The following is a 19,875-nucleotide window of genomic DNA, read 5'->3' on the forward strand; positions in this document are numbered from 1 at the left end:
TCCGCGGCCGCAAACGTCACGCGTTTCAGACAATACGAGACGATGCGGGGCTCAGACGCCGGCCGGCTCTTTGACCGCCACGTCGCCGCGCAACGCGGCGTTCAGCTTGTTGCGGTCCAGTTCCTTTTCCCACGCCGACACGACCACAGTCGCCACGCCATTACCGACGATGTTCGTCAGCGCACGGCATTCGCTCATGAAGCGGTCGATGCCGAGAATCAGCACCATGCCCGACAGCGGAATGGTCGGCACCACAGCCAGCGTTGCGGCCAGCGTGATGAAGCCCGCGCCCGTCACGCCGCTTGCGCCCTTCGACGTCAGCATCGTCACCGCCAGCAGCGTGAGCTGCTGCGCCCACGTGAGGTCGGTGTTCGTCGCCTGGGCGATGAACAGCACGGCCATCGTCATGTAGATATTGGTGCCGTCGAGGTTGAACGAGTAACCGGTCGGCACGACGAGGCCTACCACCGAGCGCGAGCAGCCGAGCTTTTCGAGCTTCAGCATCAGTTGCGGCAGCGCGGCTTCCGACGAGCTCGTGCCGAGCACGATCAGCATCTCTTCCTTGATATACGCGACAAAACGCAGAATGTTGAAGCCCACCGCACGCGCGATGATGCCCAGCACGACCACCACGAACACGATCGACGTCAGATAGAACGTGCCGATCAGCTTGAGCATCGGCAGCAGCGAGCCGATGCCGTACTTGCCGATGGTGAACGCCATCGCGCCGAACGCGCCGATCGGCGCCAGCTTCGTGATGATGCGCACGATGCCGAACAGCACGTGCGAGAGTCCGTCGATGAAGTTCGTGACGACCTTGCCCCTCTCACCCGCCGTCGCGAGCACCGCACCGAACAGCAGCGCGATCAACAGGATCTGCAGGATCTCGCCCTGTGCAAACGCGGAGACGAGCGTATCCGGGATGAGGTGCATCAGGAAGTCGACCGTCGTCTGACCGTGCGCCTTGGCGGCGTACGAAGCGACTGCCTTGCCGTCCAGCGTGGCCGGGTCGATGTTGAAGCCGACGCCCGGCTTCAGCACGTGCGTGGCGATCAGGCCGAGCACCAGCGCAAACGTCGAGACGATTTCAAAGTACAGCAGCGCCTTGCCGCCGACGCGCCCGACCTTCTTCATGTCCTCCATGCCCGCGATGCCGGTCACGACCGTACAGAAGATGATCGGTCCGATCACCATCTTGATCAGCTTGATGAAGCCGTCGCCGAGGGGTTTCATGTCGACGGCGAGGTTCGGATAGTAATGTCCGAGCGCAATACCGATGATGATCGCCACGATCACCTGGACGTACAGCATTTTATGGATAGGTTTCTTCACGATGTTTCCTGCGATGTGGGTGAGCCCATGGCCTGCCACGCTGCGCATCATGCGAACGAATGATCGTCACGCCTGTGCACGGCATTAGGCCGCGACAAGACGACGAATTCAGAAATACCGGGAAGGGAAATCAGACATCGTTGTCTCCTTGCTTTAGTTGTCGGACCGTTGCGGCCGCGTTATCTAATTTGCAAGGTCGGTGCCAGCTTGATGCCCACCGCATGTCATTGATTCCAAAGCTATTTTTCTCGACGCATTGCGCGAGGCGTCCGGCATTCCGGAAATCCGGACGACGTGCGTCGGGAAAACCGGAATCCGCCGGCGCCGCCGCCCCGGGAAAACCCGAAGCCTTGACTGGCGGGCTTTTGCCAGTTTTTAAGCGCCGCCTTCTTCGAGCACCAGGAGATTTTCATGCGAGAAACCGAGCGACACCGGCTGCCCTCGCTCGGGTAAACCGCGGTTCGGATCGTTGAAGACGTCGAGCGAAATCACCGCGTCTTTCACGCGCGTTCTGATCCGCACCACCGCGCCGAGAAAATTCACGTCTTCGACGGTCGCGCTCAGCGTGTTGCGGCCAGGCGCCGCGGGTTCGAGCACGATCGCTTCCGGGCGCAACGCGAGCAGACGCTTCTTGCCCGCATCGCCGGCCGGCAGTTCCTGCGTGGTGATCAGTTCCTGACCGTCCACGATCATCTTGCCGGTCGCGGGATCGATCACATGTCCCGCCAGAATGTTCAGCGTGCCGACGAACGACGCGACAAAGCGCGTGCGCGGATAGTTGTAAATCTCCGACGGCGAGCCGATCTGTTCGACCCGCCCTTCGTTCATCACGACGATGCGGTCGGAAATCGACAGCGCCTCTTCCTGATCGTGTGTGACGAAAATCGACGTGATGCCCAGCTCGCGCTGCAACGCTCGAATGTCCTGCCGCAACGAAATGCGGATCTTCGCGTCGAGCGCAGACAGCGGCTCGTCGAGCAGCAATACTTGCGGCTTGCCCGCCAACGCGCGCGCCAGCGCGACCCGTTGCTGCTGACCGCCGGACAGTTGCCACGGATAACGGCCACCGAGTTGCGGGAGCTTGATGAGGTGCAGCATCTCTTCGACGCGCTGGTCGATCTCCGCTTGTGGCCGATGCGTGATCTTCAGCCCAAAGCCGATGTTCTCGGCCACCGTCATGTTCGGAAACAGCGCATACGACTGAAACACCATGCCGACTTTGCGTTGCCGCGTGCGAAGGTGGGTGACGTCCTTGTTATCGAGCCGAATGACGCCGCGTGTCGCCGTTTCGAAGCCGGCAATCATCCGCAGCACGGTCGTCTTGCCGCAGCCCGACGGCCCGAGAAACGTGATGAACTCGCCGCGCTCGATCTTCATATCGAAGTGATGCAGTGCGATGTTCGCCCCGAAGGACTTATGCAGATTTTCGATCTCAAGGAATGCCATGATTCGCTGCCTCAGTGGGTCAAACTCGGTACGTCAAATTCAGCACGTCAAATCTGGTTCATCAGACTCGGCGCGTCGGGCTCAGCGGGTCAAACCTTCTGGCCGCTCAACGCGCGCGCCGAGCCGAACACCTGGATCAAGCCCATCGACGCCCAGGTAATCATGAACGCGATGATCGCAAGCGCCGACGGCTCATACGCGCGATTCGCGCCGATCAATTGCAGGTATGGGCCGAACGCGGGCCTATCGAGCAGGCTCGCCAGCGTGAACTCGCCGATCACCACCGCGAACGTGAGAAACGCGCCGGACAGAATGCCCGAGCGGATATTCGGGAAGATCACCTTGAAGAGAATCGTCGGCCAGTTCGCGCCCAGACATTCGGCGGCTTCGGTGAGCGAGCGCACGTCGACCGCGCGCAGACCGGCGTCCACCGCGCGGTACATGTACGGCAGCGCGAGTGTTACATAGCCGAACACCAGCAGCAGATCGGTCGCGCGCTCGTTGCCGGTGAGCGGCAGAATCGAACTGCTGTTATAGATGCGCAGATAGCCGAACACGATCACGATAGCCGGCACGACGAGCGGCAACAGTGTGATGAATTCGACGACCGGCCGCAGCTTCGGCAAGCGCAACTGCACCCAGTAAGCGGTCGGCACCACCAGCAACACGCCCACGACGATCGTCAACAGCGCCATCAGAATCGAATAGCCGAACGAGGCCTGAAAACGCGGATCGCTCAGCACGACGCTGTAAGCCTCGAAGCTGTATGTGCCGCGCTTCATCCGCAGACTGAATTCGACCGTGGCGATCAACGGGATCAGGAAGTACAGCGAACCGACCACCATCGCGGTCCACGCTCCCACACGCGATTGGCTTTTCATCGACGTCCCCTTTCAGCACGTGAGCGCAGCCAGATGTAGCCGCCATTCGAAAGACCTGTCACGAGCACCATGCCGAGCGCGAGCGCGTAGCCGAGATTCTGGTTGTGCATGACGTCGCCGCGAATCTGCGCGAACAGCAGGATGGGCACGATGTTCAACGAGCTGCCGGTCAGCGCGTAAGCCGTGGCCACCGCGCCGAACGCATTGGCGAACAGCAGCAGCGTCGCGCCGAGCACGCTCGGCCATAGCACCGGCAGCGCGACGTGGCGCCAGTACTGATACGCGGTGCCGCCGAGGCAATCGCATGCCTCGCGCCACTCGCGTTTCAGGCCGTCGAGCGCGGGCGTGACGATCAACACCATCAATGGAATCTGGAAGTACAGGTAGGTCAGCGTGAGCCCGGAGAAGCTGAGAATGCTGAAGCCTGTCGAATACAGATTGAAGCCGAGATACTTTTTCAGCAACACGGTAACGAGCCCGACGCGCCCGAGCGTGCAGATGAAAGCGAACGCGAGCGGCACGCCGGCAAAGTTCGACGCGACGCCGGAGAACGTCATCAACGTCGGACGAATCCAGCCGGGAAGTTTGCCCTGCACCGCCGCCCACGCGAGCAGCGAGCCGATCAGCGCGCCGCCGAGCGACGACGCCGCGCTCACCTTGAAGCTGATCCAGTAGGCGTCCATCACGGACGGCTGGAACAGGCCGCGCAGATTGGCGAGCGTGAAGTGGCCTTGCGAATCCTGAAACGCGCCGATCATCAGAAAGCCGGTCGGCAGAATCAGGAACAGCAGTGCGAAGGTAAAGAACGGCACGACGCCGATCCAGGTCAGCATCTGCGACGCGCGGCCCGGACCGTTGACGCGAGGCGTTGGAGTGGGCACAGGCGGAACCAGCAATTCCGGCTGCACCGACCCGGCATCCGATGAAGCGCTCATAGCTCACCCTTTGGGCATTCTGGCTAACGCCGCGCGCGGCCGTTCATAGTCTGTATTGAACGACGCACGCGGCGGCATGACTTCACGCTAGGAACTACCGTCGCGCTTACTTGACGTTCGCGCCGACCACTTCGTCCCAATGCTTCGTGATGGTTTCCTTGTACGCGTCCTGTTGCGAGAGCGTCGGGAACACCACGTTCTTATACGACGACGGCGGCGGCAGCTTGTCGAGTAGCGCTTGCGGCACCTTCTTGCCGGCCACGAGTTCGTTGTAGCGCATCGGGTGGCAATAGCCGGCCAACCAGCCGATCTGGCCTTCGTCGGAATAGAGATATTCCATCCACAGCTTGGCGGCGTTCGGATGCGGCGCGTAAGCGCTGATCGCCTGAACATAGACGCCGGCCACCACGCCCGTTTTCGGAATCACCACCTGAACCTTCGGATTGCCTTTCAGCGTATCGCGGTCGGCGAGCGCGTTGTAATCCCAACGGACGACGATCGGCGTTGTGCCTTGCGCGAGCGAAGCGGCCTTGCCGATCACCGGCACGAAGTTGCCGCTCTTGTTCAGGTCGCCGAAGAATTTGAGGCCGGCTTTGTCCGCCTTGGCGGCGTCGCCCTTGCTCTGCGACAGGCCGGCTGCATAGACCGCCTGGATCGCCTGGTTCGCCGAACGCGGGTCGCCTGCGAGCGAGACCGCGTTCTTATAGTCGGACTTGAGCAGGTCGCTCCAGTCGGACGGCGCTTTGTCGATCATGTCAGCGTTCACTTCGAACGCGAGCACGCCGTAGTAGTCGCCGTACCAGTAGCCGTCGGCATCCTTCGATTCCTTGGGAATCGAATTCCATGTCGAGACCTTGTAAGGCTGCAACAGCCCTTCCGCCTTCGCGGTCGGTCCGAACGACAGACCCACGTCGATCACGTCGGGCGCTTGCGGACCCTTGTTGCCCTTATTCGCCTTGATGGCTTCCACTTCGTCACCGGAACCGGCGTCCGGATTCAGCTCGTTGATCTTGATGCCGTATTTCTTCTGAAAGCCCGCGACGAGTTGCCCGTAGTTGCACCAGTCGTGCGGCAACGCGATCACGGTGAGCTGACCTTCCTGCTTCGCGGCGGCGACCAGTGCGTCGAGCGGCGCGGCGCAAGCGCTGCTCGCGCCAGCGGCGGCGACGCCCGCGGCGGCCGACATCGAAAGTATGCGAGCTAACACGGTGCGGTTCATAGTTTTCCCCATCCTCTGCCGAAATTGCTACGTTTGGAAAATTTCTAATTCGAGCCAAAGTGCGCGAGTCATCCGCAATTGCGTCCGCTTTTGCATCCCGCGTTTGCGTCCGTGCTTGCATCCATGCTTGCGCGCCCACGCCATGCTTTCGCCGGATCCGGCGCTCAGAGCATGTCGTGTTGCAGTCTATCTATGCGATCTGTACAAATCATGTCGACGCCCCATTGCGCGAGCAGTTGCGCACGCGCCGGGTCGTTCACCGTGTAGGCCAGCACATGCAGCCCGGCCGCGCGAATCCCGGCGACCAGCGGCTCGGTCAGATAACGATGGCTCGCATGCAGCGATACGCAGTCCAACTCGCGCACGATCCGCAGCCAGTCAGCAGGCACTTCTTCGAACAGCATGCCGCGCCGCAATGAAGGCGCCGCGTCGCGCGCGGCCGCAAGCGCATCGAACGAAAAGGATGACAACAGCGGCGGCGTTTGCCCTTGCCACAACGTCAGCGCCCCGCTCGCGACGAGGCGGCCGGTGACTTCGTCGCGGCCGGCGCAGGGCTTGATTTCGATGTTGGCCGCAATGCCGTCGCGCGCGCAACGCGCGGCCGCATCGGCTAGCGTCGGCAGACGTGTGCCGGCGAATTGCGGCGCGAACCGGGCGCCAGCGTCGAGCGCGGAAAGCTGCGCCCACGAGTAGATCGCCGCGGCGCCGTAGCCGTTGGTGGTGCGCTCCAGCGTGTCGTCGTGCAGCAGAAAGAGTTGGTTGTCGGCGGAGAGTTTGGCGTCGAACTCGACCATGCGGTAACCGTAGCGCACGCAGGCATCGAAACCGGCAAGCGTGTTCTCGGGCGCGAGCGTGCCGCCGCAGCGGTGCGCAACGAGCGGCGGATACGGCCACTCTGCAGATGATGCGCGATCGATCCCGTTTCCCACGTCTCGTAACCTTTCATTCAGATAGAGCAGGTTGATATGCGCCGACGTATGCGGTCTTGCCAGAAAACGCCGCGCAAATGCGCGGAAGCGGACATTAAACTTTCCATTCGAACATTCGATGTTCGGAACAGGCGCGGTACTTCAATTTGCGAAGGCTAAAGTCAAATACACAAAGTTGCAAGCTGCCAAAAAAATACAACACAATCGGACTAAAGTAGTACGCTTGACATCGGCTGGACACACATTCGTGTCCACGATGTCGTCGGTTAATCGTCCGTTAATACACGTTTCTTACACGTTCTGCGAGCGCATTCGCATCAAGGGAAAATGCATGTGGCAGGAAGACCGTCATCAGAGAATACGCGCGTTGTTGTCGACGTTGCATCGGGTGTCGACCGAACGGATCATGGCGGACCTTGGCGTGTCGCGCGAAACGGTGCGGCGCGATCTGCTCGACCTCGAAGCGCTCGGTGAATTGCGGCGCGTGCATGGCGGCGCGATAAAACCCGCCGACGAAGCACCGATCGCCGAGCGCGCGCACATGCGCGTGAAATCGAAAACGGCCATCGCGAAGGCAGCGACCGGCTTGATCGCGAGCGGACAAACGCTGTTTATCGACGCGGGCACCACGACCGCCGCGCTCGCCGAGGAGTTGGCGAAACTTGCGAACCTGACCATCGTGACGAATTCAATCGACGTCGCGTTGAAGTTGCGCGGCGCGACCGAGCAAGCCGACGCGGGCAACGAAGTCATTCTGCTCGGCGGCACGATCAGCGACCGCGCGATGGCAACCACCGGCGCGACCACCGTGCTCGATATTCAGCGCTATCGTGGGGACCTGGCGCTGCTGTCGCCGGTCGGCATCGACTACCGGCATGGCGCGACCAATTACGACCACGCCGAAACGGAAGTGGCGCGCGCGATGGTCGCGAATGCGGACCGCGTGGTGATCCTCGCCGACTACAGCAAGATTGGCCAGCGCAGCCGGATTTCCTACTGCCCGGTCGAGCGGATCGACGTGCTCGTGACCAACAAGAAGGCCGTCGACGCCGCCGATTTCGCCGCGTTGAAAAAGAAGCTGGAAGAAGTGGTTCTGGCGTGAAGCGTCAGGTTTTCGGCTTCCTGCGTCGTGCTCGACGTCTGGCGCCTGCCGCTCATTCCTTCACATGCATCGTGTCGAGCGCCCGCTTGCGCAAGCGCGTGTCGTGCAGCGCGCCGGCGGCATCGAGCACCGGATAAGCCGTCGAACAGAACAGCGAGTTGAGCCGCTTCATGTCGCTGATCAGATCCAGATGCAATGCGCTGGTCTCGATGCTGCGCAGCGTCTGCCCGGCGAGCCGGTCCAGATGCCGGTACGAATACGCCCGCTCAAGATCGCGGAAACGCTCTTTCTCGGCGAGCAGGCGTTCGGCGCAACGCAGATCGTTGTTCAGGAAAACGGACAGGCCGAGTTGCAGATTGCTGACGAGCCGCGTTTGCAGGTCGTCCAGTTCGCCCAGCCCTTCTTCCGAAAACGAGAGACGGTGAGCGATCTTCTTTTCCTCGATATCTCCAACTATCCGCTCGATGATGTCGCCCGCGTGTTCCAGGTTGATGGTCAGCGAAATAATGTCGGTCCAACGGCGGCTATCTGCTTCGTCGAGCTGCTCGCGCGAGATCAGCGTGAGGTAATTCTTGACAGCGGCGTAGAGCTCGTCGATGTCGTCGTCCATGCGGACCGTTTCGCGCGCCGTGTCCAGATGGTTATGATGAATCAGCTCGGCGACGTTGTCGAGCATGGCGCGCACGATATCGCCGATCCGCAGCACCTCGCGCGCGGCATTTGCAAGCGCGAGCGTCGGCGTTGACAGCGCGGCGGCGTCGAGATGCAGCGGCCGCAATTCGCCGTTCGGCATGGGCCTGTCCGGCAACACCCGCACGCAGATGCGCGCCACCGGATCGATCAGCGACAGGCACGCGCAGCAACGCAGCGTGTTGTAGATCAGGTGAAAGCCAACCGTGGCTTCGCGCGGATTCGCGATCAGCACTGGCAGTCCCCGCGCGAGCAGGGGCGCGAACGGCAGAATCAACAATGCGCCGGCCAGTTTGAAGGCGAAGCTGCCCAACGCGAGCCGTCGCGCCCCTCCATTCTGCGCGGCCGCGCCCAGCAGCGCCAGCAAGCCGCTGCCGAGATTTGCGCCGATCACGAGACACAGTGCCACCTTCAACGAAATCACGCCCGACGATGCAAGCGTGGCCGTCAGCAGCACCGCTGCGAGGCTCGAATACGACAGCATTGCGAAGGCAGCGCCGACCAGTGCATCGAGCATCGTGTCGCCGGTCAATGCGCCGAACATCACGCGCACGCCGGCGCCTTGCATCATCGGCTGGGCGGCCTGGACGATCAGATGAAGCGCGAGCAGGATCAGGCCGAGCCCGATCAAAGTGCGCCCGACCTGACCGAGACGCGTTTGCTTGCGCGACAGAAAGAGCGGCACGCCGAACAGAATAAGAATTGGCGACAGCCAGGACAGATCGAGTGTGAGAACCCGCGCCATCAACGCCGTGCCGACGTCGGCACCCAGCATGATCGCGAGACCACTGGTAAGCGGCAGGAGCCCTTGCGCCGCGAACGATGTGACGATCACCGCGGTGGCGTTACTGCTTTGCACGAGACTGGTGACGCCGACTCCCGACAGGAACGCACGCCCGCGGCTGCGGGTGCTGTGCCCGAGCACGCTGCGCAGATCGGCGCCGAGCACGCGGAGGATGCCGGTGCGCACGATATGCGAGCCCCACACGAGCAGTGCCACGCCGGCCAGAAGGTTAAGGAGGATCAACATAAGGCACTGCTCATTTATTCTCTGCTGCCATGACCCGAACCGCATGCCGCGCGTCCGACACCCGGGGCGTATATGACAGTAGTGTTGCACATTTTTGCCTTATTGTAATTTTGTGCTTTTAAATATACGCTCGCGCAACGATGTGAATCGCCACGTGCCCGTTTATGCCGGTCATAGGGCGTTTCGACCACCTGATCACAAGGACGACGGATGAGCCGCAATCTCGCGCTGTTCGACCTGGACCACACGTTGCTGCCGCTCGACAGCGACCAGGCGTGGGCTCACTTTATCGCCGGCCTCGGCATAGAAGGCGCGGCGCGCCATGCGCAAGACATCGACGAGTATTACCGGCAATACGTGGCCGGCACGCTCGACATGGCCTCCTACCTCGATTACACGCTGGCGCCGCTCGCGCGTCACTCACGCGAGCAACTCGACGCATGGCACGCGCAGTTCATGCAGGAAGTGATCGCGCCGGCAATCCTGCCAGCAGCGCGTGAGCTCGTGCAGCGTCACGTCGAAGCGGGCGACCTGTGCTGCATTGTCACGGCCACGAACGTGTTCGTGACAGCGCCGATCGGCAGGGCGCTCGGCTTCGAGCATCTTCTTGGAATTGAACTCGACACTGAAGGCGGTGATCCGCTGGCGCGTTTTACGGGCACGTCGATGGGTGTTCCGACGTTCCGCGAAGGCAAGATCACGCGCACGGAGACCTGGCTGAGCTCACTTGGTCACCGTTTGCAGGACTTTCCGCAGAGCTGGTTTTATAGCGATTCGATCAACGACGTTCCCTTGCTCGAACGCGTCACGCATCCGGTCGCGACAAATCCGGATGCGCGGTTACGTGCGATAGCGAATGAGCGCGGCTGGCCGGTCATCGAGCTTTTTGCGTAACGCGCGGCGCGGGGTAGAAGAAGCTGGCCATTCGGCCGATTGCCGATGGACTGGCGCTCGCCGGACGACGGGAAGGAATGCTGATGTGGCCGTCAGCGGTCACGACTGCGATGGTGGCCGCCTCGTTCGCCGCATCTAATTAACGCTTGCATCCCTCTGCATGCTGCTCGCACGGTACTACCGGTAGCGGGGTAAGCGCGTCGCCAACGCGCTGCGCTAACGCTCAGGCGCTTGGTCACCGTGACATAAAAAAGCCCGCAAATGCGGGCTTCCTTCAAGCTGGCGGATCAGATACTCAGACCACGCCGGCTCCGTGCGCCTGCAAATCGGCGTGATAGCTCGAACGAACCATTGCACCCACTGCGGCGTGCGTGAAGCCCATCTTGTAGGCCTCTTCCTCGTACATCTTGAACGTGTCGGGATGCACGTACGAGCGTACCGGCAGATGGTGTTCCGACGGCTGCAGATACTGCCCGATCGTCAACATGTCCACGTCGTGCTCGCGCAGGTCGCGCATGACTTGCAGAATCTCTTCTTCCGTTTCGCCGAGGCCCACCATGAGACCGGACTTGGTCGCGACGTCCGGATGCAGCGCCTTGAAGTCCTTGAGCAGTTTCAGCGAATGCGCGTAGTCTGAACCAGGACGCGCTTCCTTATACAGACGCGGCACCGTTTCGAGATTGTGGTTCATCACGTCGGGCGGTGCGGCGTTCAGAATGCCGAGCGCACGATCCAGACGGCCGCGGAAGTCCGGCGTCAAAATTTCGATGCGCGTGTCCGGCGACAGCTCGCGCGTCTGACGGATACATTCCACGAAGTGCGCCGCGCCGCCGTCGCGCAGATCATCGCGGTCCACGCTCGTAATCACCACGTACTTCAGCTTCAGCGCGGCAATGGTGCGGGCGAGATTCGCCGGCTCATCCGCGTCGAGCGGGTCCGGGCGGCCGTGGCCGACGTCGCAGAACGGGCAGCGCCGCGTGCACTTGTCGCCCATGATCATGAAGGTCGCCGTGCCCTTGCCGAAACATTCGCCGATGTTCGGGCAGCTCGCTTCTTCACAAACCGTATGCAGATTGTGCTCACGCAGAATCTGCTTGATTTCGTAGAAGCGCGAGTTGCCGGTCGCCGCTTTGACGCGGATCCAGTCCGGCTTCTTCAGCTTTTCAATCGGGACGATCTTGATCGGAATACGGGCGGTTTTGGCTTGCGCCTTCTGCTTCGCCGTGGCGTCGTAAGCAGCAGCGGATGCCGGCACGCCTTCCGGCGCGGGAGAAGCTGCGAGGTTCGCGGTAACGTCAGTCATTCGTTCGGTCCAGTCAGGCGGTGAGGGCACCGGCCTGTGGTTGGGCGACGGCCGCGGGACTGCCGTCGAGGTTTGCGGTCAGGCGTTCTGCAAGGGCGCGGGCCACATCGTCCCAGCCGGCCACAACGCCGAGCGTTGCCATGTCGACTGTTTCAAGCCCGGCGTAGCCGCAAGGGTTAATGGCCAGAAACGGCCGTAAATCCATTTTCACGTTCAGGCTGACGCCGTGATAGCTGCAGCCGTTACGGATCTTGAGGCCCAGCGCGGCAATCTTCGCGCCGGCATGCGATCCGGCGCCAGGCCCGGGCGCGACATAGATGCCGGGCGCGCCCGCCTTGCGTTCTCCGGCGAGATTATACGCCGCGAGGGTGTCGATCACGGCCTGCTCGATCCGCGTGACCAGCTCGCGCACCATCAGCTTGCGGCGCTTCAAGTCGAGCAGCAGGTATGCAACCACCTGCCCCGGGCCGTGATACGTGATCTGCCCGCCGCGATCGACCTTGACCAAGGGAATGGCGCTATCGGCAGCCAGCAGATGTGCCGGATCGCCGGCTTGGCCAAGCGTAAAGACGGGCGGATGTTCGACGAGCCAGATTTCGTCGGGCGTATCGGCGGTGCGCGCGTCGGTGAACGCGCGCATTGCTTCGAAACTGGCTTCGTAGAGTTCGCTGCCGCGCCAGCGCAGCGTGAGCGGCGCCGTTGGGGGCAATGGGGATGAAGGAACCGGAGGGGCGGACATGATCCCGGCAGTTTACCGAAATCTGGGAATCCCCGCCGGAAGTGGCTGCGGGCGAAGCGCCGTCGGGCGCGCCTCTAAACTGTGCGCCAGCCGCCGCGCACTCGCGCTGCAAAACGCTCGCCGACCCGCGCGAACCAGTTCAACGCGCGCTCGTCGCAACGCGTCGGCACCGAAAACGCGACCGTCGCGTGCGGCGTGCCCTCTGCGCTGATCCAGAGCCGTTCGCCACGCCGCAATCTCAGCGTGTGGCCCGGCTGCAGCCAGTAGTCTTCGGTATCGTCGCTACGCGTCACCCAGACCGCGCCGCCACGCACGACCAGCTTGGTGCTGCGCGCCACTCTCAGGGGAAGCGTTTCGCCACTACGGATTTCATACGCGATGCTAGAGGAAACTTCTCGCATAATGCCCTCGCCAAAAGTCGTTTGATGGCTACAATCGTAGGCGTGACAAGGGTTTACGCAAAACGATCAATTTTCACCTCTATGTGAGAAATACTACGATGGAGCTGCGCCATCTCCCGCCGTTGAATGCGATCAAGGCCTTCGAAGCCGCCGCACGCCACGAGAGCTTTTCGCGCGCCGCCGACGAACTCTTCGTCACTCATGGCGCCGTCAGCCATCAGATCCGCGCGCTGGAGGCCGAACTCGGCGTGTCGCTGTTCGCCCGCGACGGCAAGCGCGTGCGGCTAACAGAAACCGGCCGGCGCTACGCCAATCACGTGCGCTCCGCGCTGACCGCGCTCTCCGACGCCACGCGCGAACTCCGCGCCGGCGACCGCGAGCGGCGGCTGGTGGTGTCCATGTTGTCGTCGTTCGCGGCGCGCTGGGTGACGCCGCGCGTCGGCAGCTTTATCGAGGCACATCCGCAATGGGACCTCGAATTGCTGTCCACCAACGCGCTGACGGACTTCGCGCGCGACGACGTGGACGTGGCAATCCGTTTCGGCTTCGGCAAGTATCCGGGCCTGCACTCGGAGCTTCTGCTCGAAGAAATCTTTTTTCCGGCGTGCGCGCCGAATTTCAACGGCGGCAAGCTGCCGACAACGCCGGCCGACCTGGCCAAACTTCCGCTGCTGCGTTCCGACGACGAACTGTGGCGCCCGTGGTTCGACGCCGCCGGCCTCACGGATTGGCCCGAGCCGAAGCGCGGTGTGCTGTATCAGGATTCGTCGAACCTGTTGCAGGCGGCCATCGACGGTCAGGGGATCGCGCTCACACGCCGCTCACTCGCGATGCACGAGATCGCCGCGGGGCGCCTCGTGCGGCTATTCAATGTGGACGGCCCGAGCCCGTGGCAGTACTACTTCATCTGCCCGCCGCAGGCACTGGAAACAGCGCGGGTGAAGGCGTTCCGGGACTGGGTATTCGGGGAAGTGGGACGGTTCAAGCTGCTTTTCGACCGGGCTTGCGAGGCTGGGCCGGCCGCAAGCGCGGCTGGGGCGGCGGACGCGTTGCGCGTCGCGCCGTAATGTGACGTGATGCGACGTGACGCTTACAGCACCACTTTGACCATCGGGTGCCCGGTGAGCGCGCGATAAATATCGTCGAGATGTTCGCGGCTCGTGGCGCGCACCGTCACCGTCAGGCCGGTGTAATTGCCGCCGCTGGACGGGCGCGTTTCGACGCGCGAGGCATCGACTTCGCTATCGAACTGCCGGACCACCGTGATGATCGTCTCGGCGAACTCCGGATGCGATTTGCCCATGATCTTGATCGGGAAATCGCAGGGAAAATCAAACAGTGATTCGTTCGCGGGGGTCATTCTTTGCTCCTTGCTGCGCCTCTTGCGCCTCGTTTGCCTTGGCTCGCTGATACGCGTCATACAGCGCCGCAAACACCGCGCCCGGCTTGCCCTCGCCGACCGGCTGGCTGTCGAGCTGCGTGACGGGCAGCACTTCCTTGGTGGCAGAACTGAGAATGATCTCATCGGCCGCGCGCACTTCGGCTTCGTTCATCTCGCGCACTTCGAAACGGATGCCGCATTCGGCCGACAGCTCTTCGATGAGCCCGTAGCGAATGCCTTCGAGGATCTTCTGGCTGCGCGGCGGTGCTGACAACACGCCGTCCTTCACCACCCACACATTCGACGACGACCCTTCGGTCAGCATGCCGTCACGAAACTGGATCGTCTCGAATGCGTCGTTTTCCGCCGCGTATTGCGCCATCAGCACATTACCGAGCAGCGAGACCGACTTGATGTCGCAATTGAGCCAGCGGCGATCCTCGGCACTCACGCAACGCACGCCCTCTGCACGCAGCGCGGCGTCGGGCAGATTGAGCGGCGTGACCATCAGGAAAACGGTCGGCTGGATGCCGGCCGGAAACGCGTGGCCGCGCTTCGCGACGCCGCGCGTGACCTGGATGTACGCAATCGCGTCCTGACCTGCGGCGAGTCCGGCCTCGGCCTCGTTGGCCGCGACCACGCGCTCGATCAGCGCGCGCCAGCCGGCATTGTCGAACGGATTGGCGATGCCGACTTTCGCGAGCGAGCGCGCGAGGCGCGCCAGGTGCTGTTCGAAGCGGAAAGCCGTGCGGCCACCCGCATGCGCGTACAGCGGCGCGACTTCGTAGATACCGTCGCCGAAAATAAAGCCGCGGTCGAGAACCGGCACGCGCGCTTCGGACAAAGGCACCACTTCGCCGTTCAGATAAACGATCGGTTCCGGCGAAACATCGGGAAGAGCGGTCATCGCGATCAGGTCGTTACTTTTTCTTGTTGAACATGAGCATCAGCGAATCCCACACGCGGCCGACCACGCCCGCTTGCGGCACGGCCTGCAACGCGACCACCGGGAATTGCGCCAGCACCTTGCCATCTGCGACCAGCTTCGCGGTGCCGACCTGCTGACCGTTCGCGATCGGTGCGATCAGCGGATCGATCTGCTCGATCTGCGGCTTGACCTTGTCGGCCATGCCCTTCGGCACGGTGATGTACTGATCGCTCTTCACGCCGATCTGCACCGTGTCCTGCGCACCCTTGTAGACGCGCGGCGTGCCGACCACCTGGCTCGCCTTATAGAGACGCACCGTGTCGTATGCGGAGTAGCCGTAGTTCAGCATCTTCAGGCTGTCCTGCACGCGGTCGTGTTCCTTGGTCTCGCCCATCATCACCGAGACGAGGCGGCGCGATGCTTCCGGCGTGCCCGGCAGCGAACGCTTCGCGCTCGCGATCAGGCAGTAGCCGGCGGCTTGGGTATGACCGGTCTTGAGGCCGTCGACGGTCGGGTCGATCCACAGCAGACGGTTGCGGTTCGGCTGCTTGATCTTGTTGTACGTGAAGTCCTTGACCGAGAAGATGTTGTAGTAGTCGGGGAAGTCACGGATCAAACGCGCCGACAGCACCGCGAGGTCGCCCGCGGTCGTGTAGTGCTGCGGGTCGGGCATGCCGTTCACGTCGGCGAAATGCGTGTGCTTCATGCCGAGGCGCTGCGCTTCGGTGTTCATCATGTTGACGAACTGCGCTTCGCTGCCGCCCACCAGTTCGGCCAGCGCGATTGCCGCGTCGTTGCCCGACTGGACGATCATGCCGTACACCAGATCGTGCACCGTCACGGGCTTGTTAGCCTCGACGAACATGCGCGATTCGTCGGTGCGCACGCGGCGCACCGCTTCGCCCGGCGTGACCGTCTGGTCCATCGTGATCTTCTTCGTCTGCAGGGCTTCGAAGACGAGGTATGCCGTCATCAGCTTGGTGAGCGAAGCCGGTTCCACGCGTTCGTCGGGATTGCCCGAGGCGAGGACCTGATTGCTGGTCGCGTCGACGAGCACCCACGAGCGCGCGTTTACCGCCGGAGGCGGCACTTGCGCGAACGCCGTGCTGGTCACGAGCGTGGCGGGCAACACGACGCCAAGCGTCAATGCGCGGCTCAGCGCGGGGGAAACAAAGGAAGCAACGCAAGGGGAAGACGTGCGGCCGGAGTTGGAAAAACGCATAGGGTCGATTCGTGCAGAAAAATACAACGCGCGCAGAGCGCAGAGTTTGGAAGAGCCGGTCGGCGAGCGTCTAACCGCAATAACGGCTTGCGTAACAACGGCTTCGGCGCCCATTGGACCTCCGGCCACGCGATCGGTTTGCGCAGCACACTCGTAGCCGGCACCGCTGCGCGCGTGAAAGAAACTACGCGTCGCGCGAACTGCCGGACAGGCCGTGCTGCGCCCAAAAAAGAGCGCCCATTATACGCGTGCAATTCCCGGAACTTCGCGCAATGGCGGCCGATTAATGATGCGTTTGCGCGTACCTGTACCCCGGAAAACGCGCGCCGCGGTAAAAATCACCGCCACGCTTCGATGATGATCCGCTTAAGAATGTGCAGCTTGCGATGCAGGAAATGCTCGGCGCCCGGAATCACGACAACCGGCAATTCCTGCGGCCGCGCCCAATCGTAAACAGACTGAATGGGAACGGTGTCGTCGGTCTCGCCGTGAATCACCAGCGTGTTTTCCGGCACGGGCGCGACTTCCCAACGGCTCGCCGCCGTGCCGACGAACACCATTCGCTCGATCTCCTGACCTTCTTCGCGCAGCTTCGCGGCCACGTGCGACAGCACAAAGGTGCCGAACGAAAAGCCTGCCAGCACGAGCGGCAACTCGCCCTGCCCTGCTTGCTCGCGCATATGATCGAGCACCGCGCGCAAGTCGTCGCGCTCGCCGATGCCCGCGTCATGCTCACCTTGCGTTTCGCCGACGCCGCGAAAATTCGAGCGATACGTCACGTAGTTCAACTGCACGAGTGTGCGCGCGAGCGTCTGCGCGACCTTGTTGTCCATGGAGCCGCCGAAGAGCGGATGCGGATGCGCGACGAGCGCAATGCCGCGCGGCGCCGCGCCGTTTTCGCGCGCTTCGTCGGGCAGATCCAGTGCGACCTCGATCTTGCCGACCGGGCCGTCGATCAGATACTTCTTCGTATGTACGTTCATGGCGGCGCTTATTGATCGATTTTCAGACGCTCGACAACCTTGCCGTTCATAAGATGCGAGTCGACGATTTCGTCGATGTCGCTCTCGTCGACATACGTGTACCAGACGCCTTCCGGATAGACGACCAGCGCCGGACCGAGCTCGCAGCGATCGAGACAACCCGCCTTGTTGATACGCACCTGGCCGGGGCCGGCCAAGCCGAGCTTCTTGACGCGCTTTTTCGCGTGCTCCTGCATTGCCTGCGCGTTGCAGTTCGCGCAGCTTGGACGCTCCGCGCCCGGGTCACGCTGATTGAGGCAGAAGAAGACGTGGTACTTGTAGAAGGAGTCCATGATGTGCGGGAAGGGAGACTGTCAGAAGGGCAATAGTGCAGCAGAACGCGCTTACGCGCAGCGGCGCGCGGCTTTGGCGCACGGGGCGATAGCTGACGGCCGGTTGAGGCGCGCCAATATTTGACACAGCCAGAGCGACGCGCCCATAGCGCGCGGCCAGTAGCCGACGATTATAGCGAGCGGCAACCGGGGCCGCTGCCGCAGCAAGCGCGTCTACTGCGCGTTGGCCGCCGTGCTTCGTTCTTTCATCGCCGCACCTCGGATTAAAGCTTCAAGCGCGCCCGGTGCGCCGCCTCAGCCACACCCGTTCGACGACAAACGCCAGCCACACGAGCGCCGCATACGGCCAGACCCACGCGAGCCAGCGCGCGAGACCGTTGAAGTGCAGATAGCGCCCTTGCCGCCAGTCGGCCAGCACGACATCGAAATACGGGTTCACCGGCAGCAGGTTGACGAACACCAGCGTAACGACGAGCGCCCCCGCCGCCAGCGCCGCGCGCGACCTGCGCCGCAGAGGCAGCGCAATCAAACCGAGGGCAGCGCCGCATCCCAGACCCGCGAGCGCGCCAGGCGTCGCCCAGTCGAATGCGAGGCCGGATTGCGATTGCAGGAACGTCGCGCCAGCCTTCACGCTCAGGGCCACGACAATAAACAGCAGCAAAAGCCGCACACGCGGCGCGTGACGGCGCACCGACAACGACGCCAGCGCCAGCGCCGCGAACAGATTGAGCGTGGTGATCAGCGCTTCCCAGGCGTCGTCGGGCAGCCAGTTGGCGACCGAGGCGGACCATGCGCCGACGTGCCAGGCGGGCGGTGTCCACGCGAACAGCGCATCTTGCGTCGCCCAGTCGAAACGCGCCCATAACGCGCGCGGCCAGTTGCCGAGCCCGAACAGACGCGGCGACGGATACATCGTCGCAAACGGCCAGGTCGCGACGAGACACGCGAGCGCCCCGCTATCGCGCTCGAACCACATGAGCCGCAAGCGCCGCAGCAAACCGCGGTCGAGCAGCGCGCCGATGGCGGGCGACATGATCGCCGCGCCGAGCAGCGCGCCGAGCGCATTGGCCGCGAGATCGAGATTGGACGCGACGCGCGTCGGCAGGTACGTTTGCACCGCTTCCATTGCGCCCGACAGCAGCCCGCCGAGCACGAAAGCGAGCGCCACCGCCAGCGGCCCACGCCAGCGCGGATAAAGCGAGAGCACCATCAGCGCGCCGAACGGCATGTAGCCGAGCACATTGGTGACGACGTCGAACGCCGTCAGGTACTGCGGCATCGGATCGGACAGAAAGGCGAATGGCCCCAGGCCGAGCGAGCGCCAGCCCGAAAACGGATACCACGAACCGTAGACGATCAGCGCGGTGTACAGCAGCAGGGCTTGCCGCGAAAGCACCGATGGACGGCGCAGCCACGATCTTTCGCTCATGCAGCGCTCCGTTGCGTGCGCTGCGCGCCCGTCATTGCGCGGCGACCAGCGCCTGCACGCCGAGCCAGGCGCCGATTTGCGCGACGAGGTCGTCGCTGGCGGTGGCGAGCGCTTGCGCGCCGCCGGCGGCGTCGGCGGAACTCGACGGCGCGCGCGAGATGAAGGTGCGCTGGCCGATCACCTTGCCGTTCTGGGTCAGCGTGGCGCGCGCGGTCACCGCCGCATGGCTTTGCGCCTGACTGTCGAAGATCTGCTCGAACTCGCTCAGATCGACCTTCAGCACCGGCGCGGCGACACCGTCGGCGCCCGTCAGGACCGTGCCGCGCGAACTGAGCGCGCCGCGCAGACGCTGAGTGAGCAGCTGCGAAGGCGGCATCGTCCAATGGCTGTTCGCGTATGTGGCCATCTGCTGCGCGTCGGCATAACTGAGCCGGTACACGAGCTTGTCGGACTGGAGCACTTCGGGCGCGCTCACATCGAGCACTTTCACAGCCGCTTGCGTGCCCGCGGACGCTGCGGGCGTCGGCGGCCCGAAGTCGTAGCGGATGTCCGCGAGCGCGGCCGGCGTGCTGGTGCAGCCCGCCGCCAGCAGACCGAACGCGAGCAGCGCCGTGCACGCCGCGCCCGTGCGCGTGACTCGCGAGGACAACAACCGGGGGATGGAGCGTGACATGACAATCTTCCTTTCTTCAAACCTTC

20 protein-coding genes are annotated in these 19,875 nt (G+C 63.0%); 3 read left to right on the forward strand and 17 right to left on the reverse strand.

Annotation, left to right across the window (positions count from 1 at the left end; genetic code table 11):
- Positions 1-51: 51 nt before the first annotated feature.
- The 6 genes from C0Z16_RS10465 to ugpQ all read right to left on the reverse strand — a co-directional run bounded on the left by C0Z16_RS10465 (position 52) and on the right by ugpQ (position 6,742).
- Complete coding sequence (locus C0Z16_RS10465; RefSeq protein ID WP_102632291.1) at positions 52-1,332, reverse strand: dicarboxylate/amino acid:cation symporter; 1,281 nt, start codon at positions 1,330-1,332, stop codon at positions 52-54.
- Positions 1,333-1,707: 375 nt separating this feature from the next.
- Positions 1,708-2,778, reverse strand: a complete 1,071-nt coding sequence (locus C0Z16_RS10470; protein ID WP_102632076.1) for an ABC transporter ATP-binding protein — start codon at positions 2,776-2,778, stop codon at positions 1,708-1,710.
- Positions 2,779-2,867: 89 nt separating this feature from the next.
- Positions 2,868-3,659, reverse strand: a complete 792-nt coding sequence (locus C0Z16_RS10475; protein WP_102632077.1) for an ABC transporter permease — start codon at positions 3,657-3,659, stop codon at positions 2,868-2,870.
- The gene (locus C0Z16_RS10480; RefSeq protein ID WP_102632078.1) at positions 3,656-4,594 is read right to left on the reverse strand and encodes an ABC transporter permease; all 939 of its coding nucleotides are present in this window, start codon (positions 4,592-4,594) and stop codon (positions 3,656-3,658) included. Before C0Z16_RS10480 ends, C0Z16_RS10475 begins: the two co-directional genes overlap by 4 nt.
- 106 nt (positions 4,595-4,700) lie before the next feature.
- Entirely contained in the window at positions 4,701-5,813 is a 1,113-nt protein-coding gene (locus C0Z16_RS10485; protein WP_102632079.1) for an ABC transporter substrate-binding protein, read from the reverse strand.
- A gap of 164 nt (positions 5,814-5,977) precedes the next feature.
- Positions 5,978-6,742 carry a glycerophosphodiester phosphodiesterase gene (gene ugpQ, locus C0Z16_RS10490; protein ID WP_102632080.1) on the reverse strand — a complete coding sequence of 255 codons (765 nt, stop codon included), beginning with the start codon at positions 6,740-6,742 and terminating at the stop codon, positions 5,978-5,980.
- A 331-nt stretch (positions 6,743-7,073) separates the two neighbouring features.
- Between ugpQ and C0Z16_RS10495 the strand changes: the two genes are divergently transcribed.
- Positions 7,074-7,844: a DeoR/GlpR family DNA-binding transcription regulator gene (locus tag C0Z16_RS10495; protein WP_102632081.1), complete on the forward strand. Its 771-nt coding sequence runs from the start codon at positions 7,074-7,076 to the stop codon at positions 7,842-7,844.
- A gap of 52 nt (positions 7,845-7,896) precedes the next feature.
- Here C0Z16_RS10495 and C0Z16_RS10500 read toward each other — a convergent pair whose 3' ends face one another.
- Positions 7,897-9,564 carry a Na/Pi cotransporter family protein gene (locus C0Z16_RS10500; RefSeq protein WP_102632082.1) on the reverse strand — a complete coding sequence of 556 codons (1,668 nt, stop codon included), beginning with the start codon at positions 9,562-9,564 and terminating at the stop codon, positions 7,897-7,899.
- Between the two features lie 210 nt (positions 9,565-9,774).
- On the opposite strand from C0Z16_RS10500, the gene C0Z16_RS10505 reads away from it, so the two are divergent.
- Entirely contained in the window at positions 9,775-10,458 is a 684-nt protein-coding gene (locus C0Z16_RS10505) for a histidinol-phosphatase (protein ID WP_102632083.1), read from the forward strand.
- Between the two features lie 295 nt (positions 10,459-10,753).
- Here the strand turns inward: C0Z16_RS10505 and lipA are convergent, their stop codons facing one another.
- The 3 genes from lipA to C0Z16_RS10520 all read right to left on the reverse strand — a co-directional run bounded on the left by lipA (position 10,754) and on the right by C0Z16_RS10520 (position 12,901).
- Positions 10,754-11,761 (reverse strand): lipoyl synthase, encoded by a 1,008-nt coding sequence (lipA, locus tag C0Z16_RS10510; protein WP_029969641.1) that lies wholly within the window; start codon positions 11,759-11,761, stop codon positions 10,754-10,756.
- Between the two features lie 13 nt (positions 11,762-11,774).
- Positions 11,775-12,500 carry a lipoyl(octanoyl) transferase LipB gene (lipB, locus tag C0Z16_RS10515; protein WP_102632084.1) on the reverse strand — a complete coding sequence of 242 codons (726 nt, stop codon included), beginning with the start codon at positions 12,498-12,500 and terminating at the stop codon, positions 11,775-11,777.
- A 74-nt stretch (positions 12,501-12,574) separates the two neighbouring features.
- The gene (locus tag C0Z16_RS10520) at positions 12,575-12,901 is read right to left on the reverse strand and encodes a DUF2917 domain-containing protein (protein WP_102632085.1); all 327 of its coding nucleotides are present in this window, start codon (positions 12,899-12,901) and stop codon (positions 12,575-12,577) included.
- A 98-nt stretch (positions 12,902-12,999) separates the two neighbouring features.
- Between C0Z16_RS10520 and C0Z16_RS10525 the strand changes: the two genes are divergently transcribed.
- The gene (locus C0Z16_RS10525) at positions 13,000-13,968 is read left to right on the forward strand and encodes a transcriptional regulator GcvA (RefSeq protein WP_102632086.1); all 969 of its coding nucleotides are present in this window, start codon (positions 13,000-13,002) and stop codon (positions 13,966-13,968) included.
- Between the two features lie 23 nt (positions 13,969-13,991).
- On the opposite strand, the gene C0Z16_RS10530 is transcribed toward C0Z16_RS10525, so the two are convergent.
- From C0Z16_RS10530 to C0Z16_RS10560, 7 genes are all read right to left on the reverse strand, one after another.
- Entirely contained in the window at positions 13,992-14,261 is a 270-nt protein-coding gene (locus C0Z16_RS10530; protein ID WP_244201210.1) for a DUF493 family protein, read from the reverse strand.
- Positions 14,233-15,189, reverse strand: a complete 957-nt coding sequence (locus tag C0Z16_RS10535; RefSeq protein WP_102632088.1) for a D-amino acid aminotransferase — start codon at positions 15,187-15,189, stop codon at positions 14,233-14,235. Before C0Z16_RS10535 ends, C0Z16_RS10530 begins: the two co-directional genes overlap by 29 nt.
- A gap of 13 nt (positions 15,190-15,202) precedes the next feature.
- Positions 15,203-16,432 carry a D-alanyl-D-alanine carboxypeptidase family protein gene (locus tag C0Z16_RS10540; protein WP_102632292.1) on the reverse strand — a complete coding sequence of 410 codons (1,230 nt, stop codon included), beginning with the start codon at positions 16,430-16,432 and terminating at the stop codon, positions 15,203-15,205.
- A 338-nt stretch (positions 16,433-16,770) separates the two neighbouring features.
- Positions 16,771-17,415, reverse strand: coding sequence for an alpha/beta hydrolase (locus tag C0Z16_RS10545; RefSeq protein ID WP_102632089.1), 645 nt, complete (start codon positions 17,413-17,415; stop codon positions 16,771-16,773).
- Positions 17,416-17,423: 8 nt separating this feature from the next.
- Positions 17,424-17,747, reverse strand: a complete 324-nt coding sequence (locus C0Z16_RS10550; protein ID WP_102632090.1) for a (2Fe-2S) ferredoxin domain-containing protein — start codon at positions 17,745-17,747, stop codon at positions 17,424-17,426.
- Between the two features lie 271 nt (positions 17,748-18,018).
- Complete coding sequence (locus C0Z16_RS10555) at positions 18,019-19,176, reverse strand: VanZ family protein (protein ID WP_102632091.1); 1,158 nt, start codon at positions 19,174-19,176, stop codon at positions 18,019-18,021.
- Positions 19,177-19,207: 31 nt separating this feature from the next.
- The gene (locus C0Z16_RS10560) at positions 19,208-19,849 is read right to left on the reverse strand and encodes an ABC-type transport auxiliary lipoprotein family protein (RefSeq protein WP_102632092.1); all 642 of its coding nucleotides are present in this window, start codon (positions 19,847-19,849) and stop codon (positions 19,208-19,210) included.
- Between the last annotated feature and the right edge of the window lie 26 nt (positions 19,850-19,875).

Origin of the sequence: Paraburkholderia rhynchosiae (assembly GCF_002879865.1) — a bacterium.
Lineage (GTDB): Bacteria > Pseudomonadota > Gammaproteobacteria > Burkholderiales > Burkholderiaceae > Paraburkholderia > Paraburkholderia rhynchosiae.

Coding starts and splice junctions, on each gene's coding strand:
- C0Z16_RS10475 (WP_102632077.1), bottom strand. CDS start 3,659: ATGAAAAGCCAATCGCGTGTGGGAGCGTGGACCGCGATGGTGGTCGGT.
- C0Z16_RS10535 (WP_102632088.1), bottom strand. CDS start 15,189: ATGACCGCTCTTCCCGATGTTTCGCCGGAACCGATCGTTTATCTGAAC.
- C0Z16_RS10505 (WP_102632083.1), top strand. CDS start 9,775: ATGAGCCGCAATCTCGCGCTGTTCGACCTGGACCACACGTTGCTGCCG.
- C0Z16_RS10555 (WP_102632091.1), bottom strand. CDS start 19,176: ATGAGCGAAAGATCGTGGCTGCGCCGTCCATCGGTGCTTTCGCGGCAA.
- lipA (WP_029969641.1), bottom strand. CDS start 11,761: ATGACTGACGTTACCGCGAACCTCGCAGCTTCTCCCGCGCCGGAAGGC.
- C0Z16_RS10540 (WP_102632292.1), bottom strand. CDS start 16,432: ATGCGTTTTTCCAACTCCGGCCGCACGTCTTCCCCTTGCGTTGCTTCC.
- C0Z16_RS10485 (WP_102632079.1), bottom strand. CDS start 5,813: ATGAACCGCACCGTGTTAGCTCGCATACTTTCGATGTCGGCCGCCGCG.
- C0Z16_RS10530 (WP_244201210.1), bottom strand. CDS start 14,261: ATGACCCCCGCGAACGAATCACTGTTTGATTTTCCCTGCGATTTCCCG.
- C0Z16_RS10525 (WP_102632086.1), top strand. CDS start 13,000: ATGGAGCTGCGCCATCTCCCGCCGTTGAATGCGATCAAGGCCTTCGAA.
- C0Z16_RS10520 (WP_102632085.1), bottom strand. CDS start 12,901: ATGCGAGAAGTTTCCTCTAGCATCGCGTATGAAATCCGTAGTGGCGAA.
- lipB (WP_102632084.1), bottom strand. CDS start 12,500: ATGTCCGCCCCTCCGGTTCCTTCATCCCCATTGCCCCCAACGGCGCCG.
- C0Z16_RS10550 (WP_102632090.1), bottom strand. CDS start 17,747: ATGGACTCCTTCTACAAGTACCACGTCTTCTTCTGCCTCAATCAGCGT.
- C0Z16_RS10480 (WP_102632078.1), bottom strand. CDS start 4,594: ATGAGCGCTTCATCGGATGCCGGGTCGGTGCAGCCGGAATTGCTGGTT.
- C0Z16_RS10545 (WP_102632089.1), bottom strand. CDS start 17,415: ATGAACGTACATACGAAGAAGTATCTGATCGACGGCCCGGTCGGCAAG.
- C0Z16_RS10500 (WP_102632082.1), bottom strand. CDS start 9,564: ATGTTGATCCTCCTTAACCTTCTGGCCGGCGTGGCACTGCTCGTGTGG.
- C0Z16_RS10495 (WP_102632081.1), top strand. CDS start 7,074: ATGTGGCAGGAAGACCGTCATCAGAGAATACGCGCGTTGTTGTCGACG.
- C0Z16_RS10560 (WP_102632092.1), bottom strand. CDS start 19,849: ATGTCACGCTCCATCCCCCGGTTGTTGTCCTCGCGAGTCACGCGCACG.
- C0Z16_RS10470 (WP_102632076.1), bottom strand. CDS start 2,778: ATGGCATTCCTTGAGATCGAAAATCTGCATAAGTCCTTCGGGGCGAAC.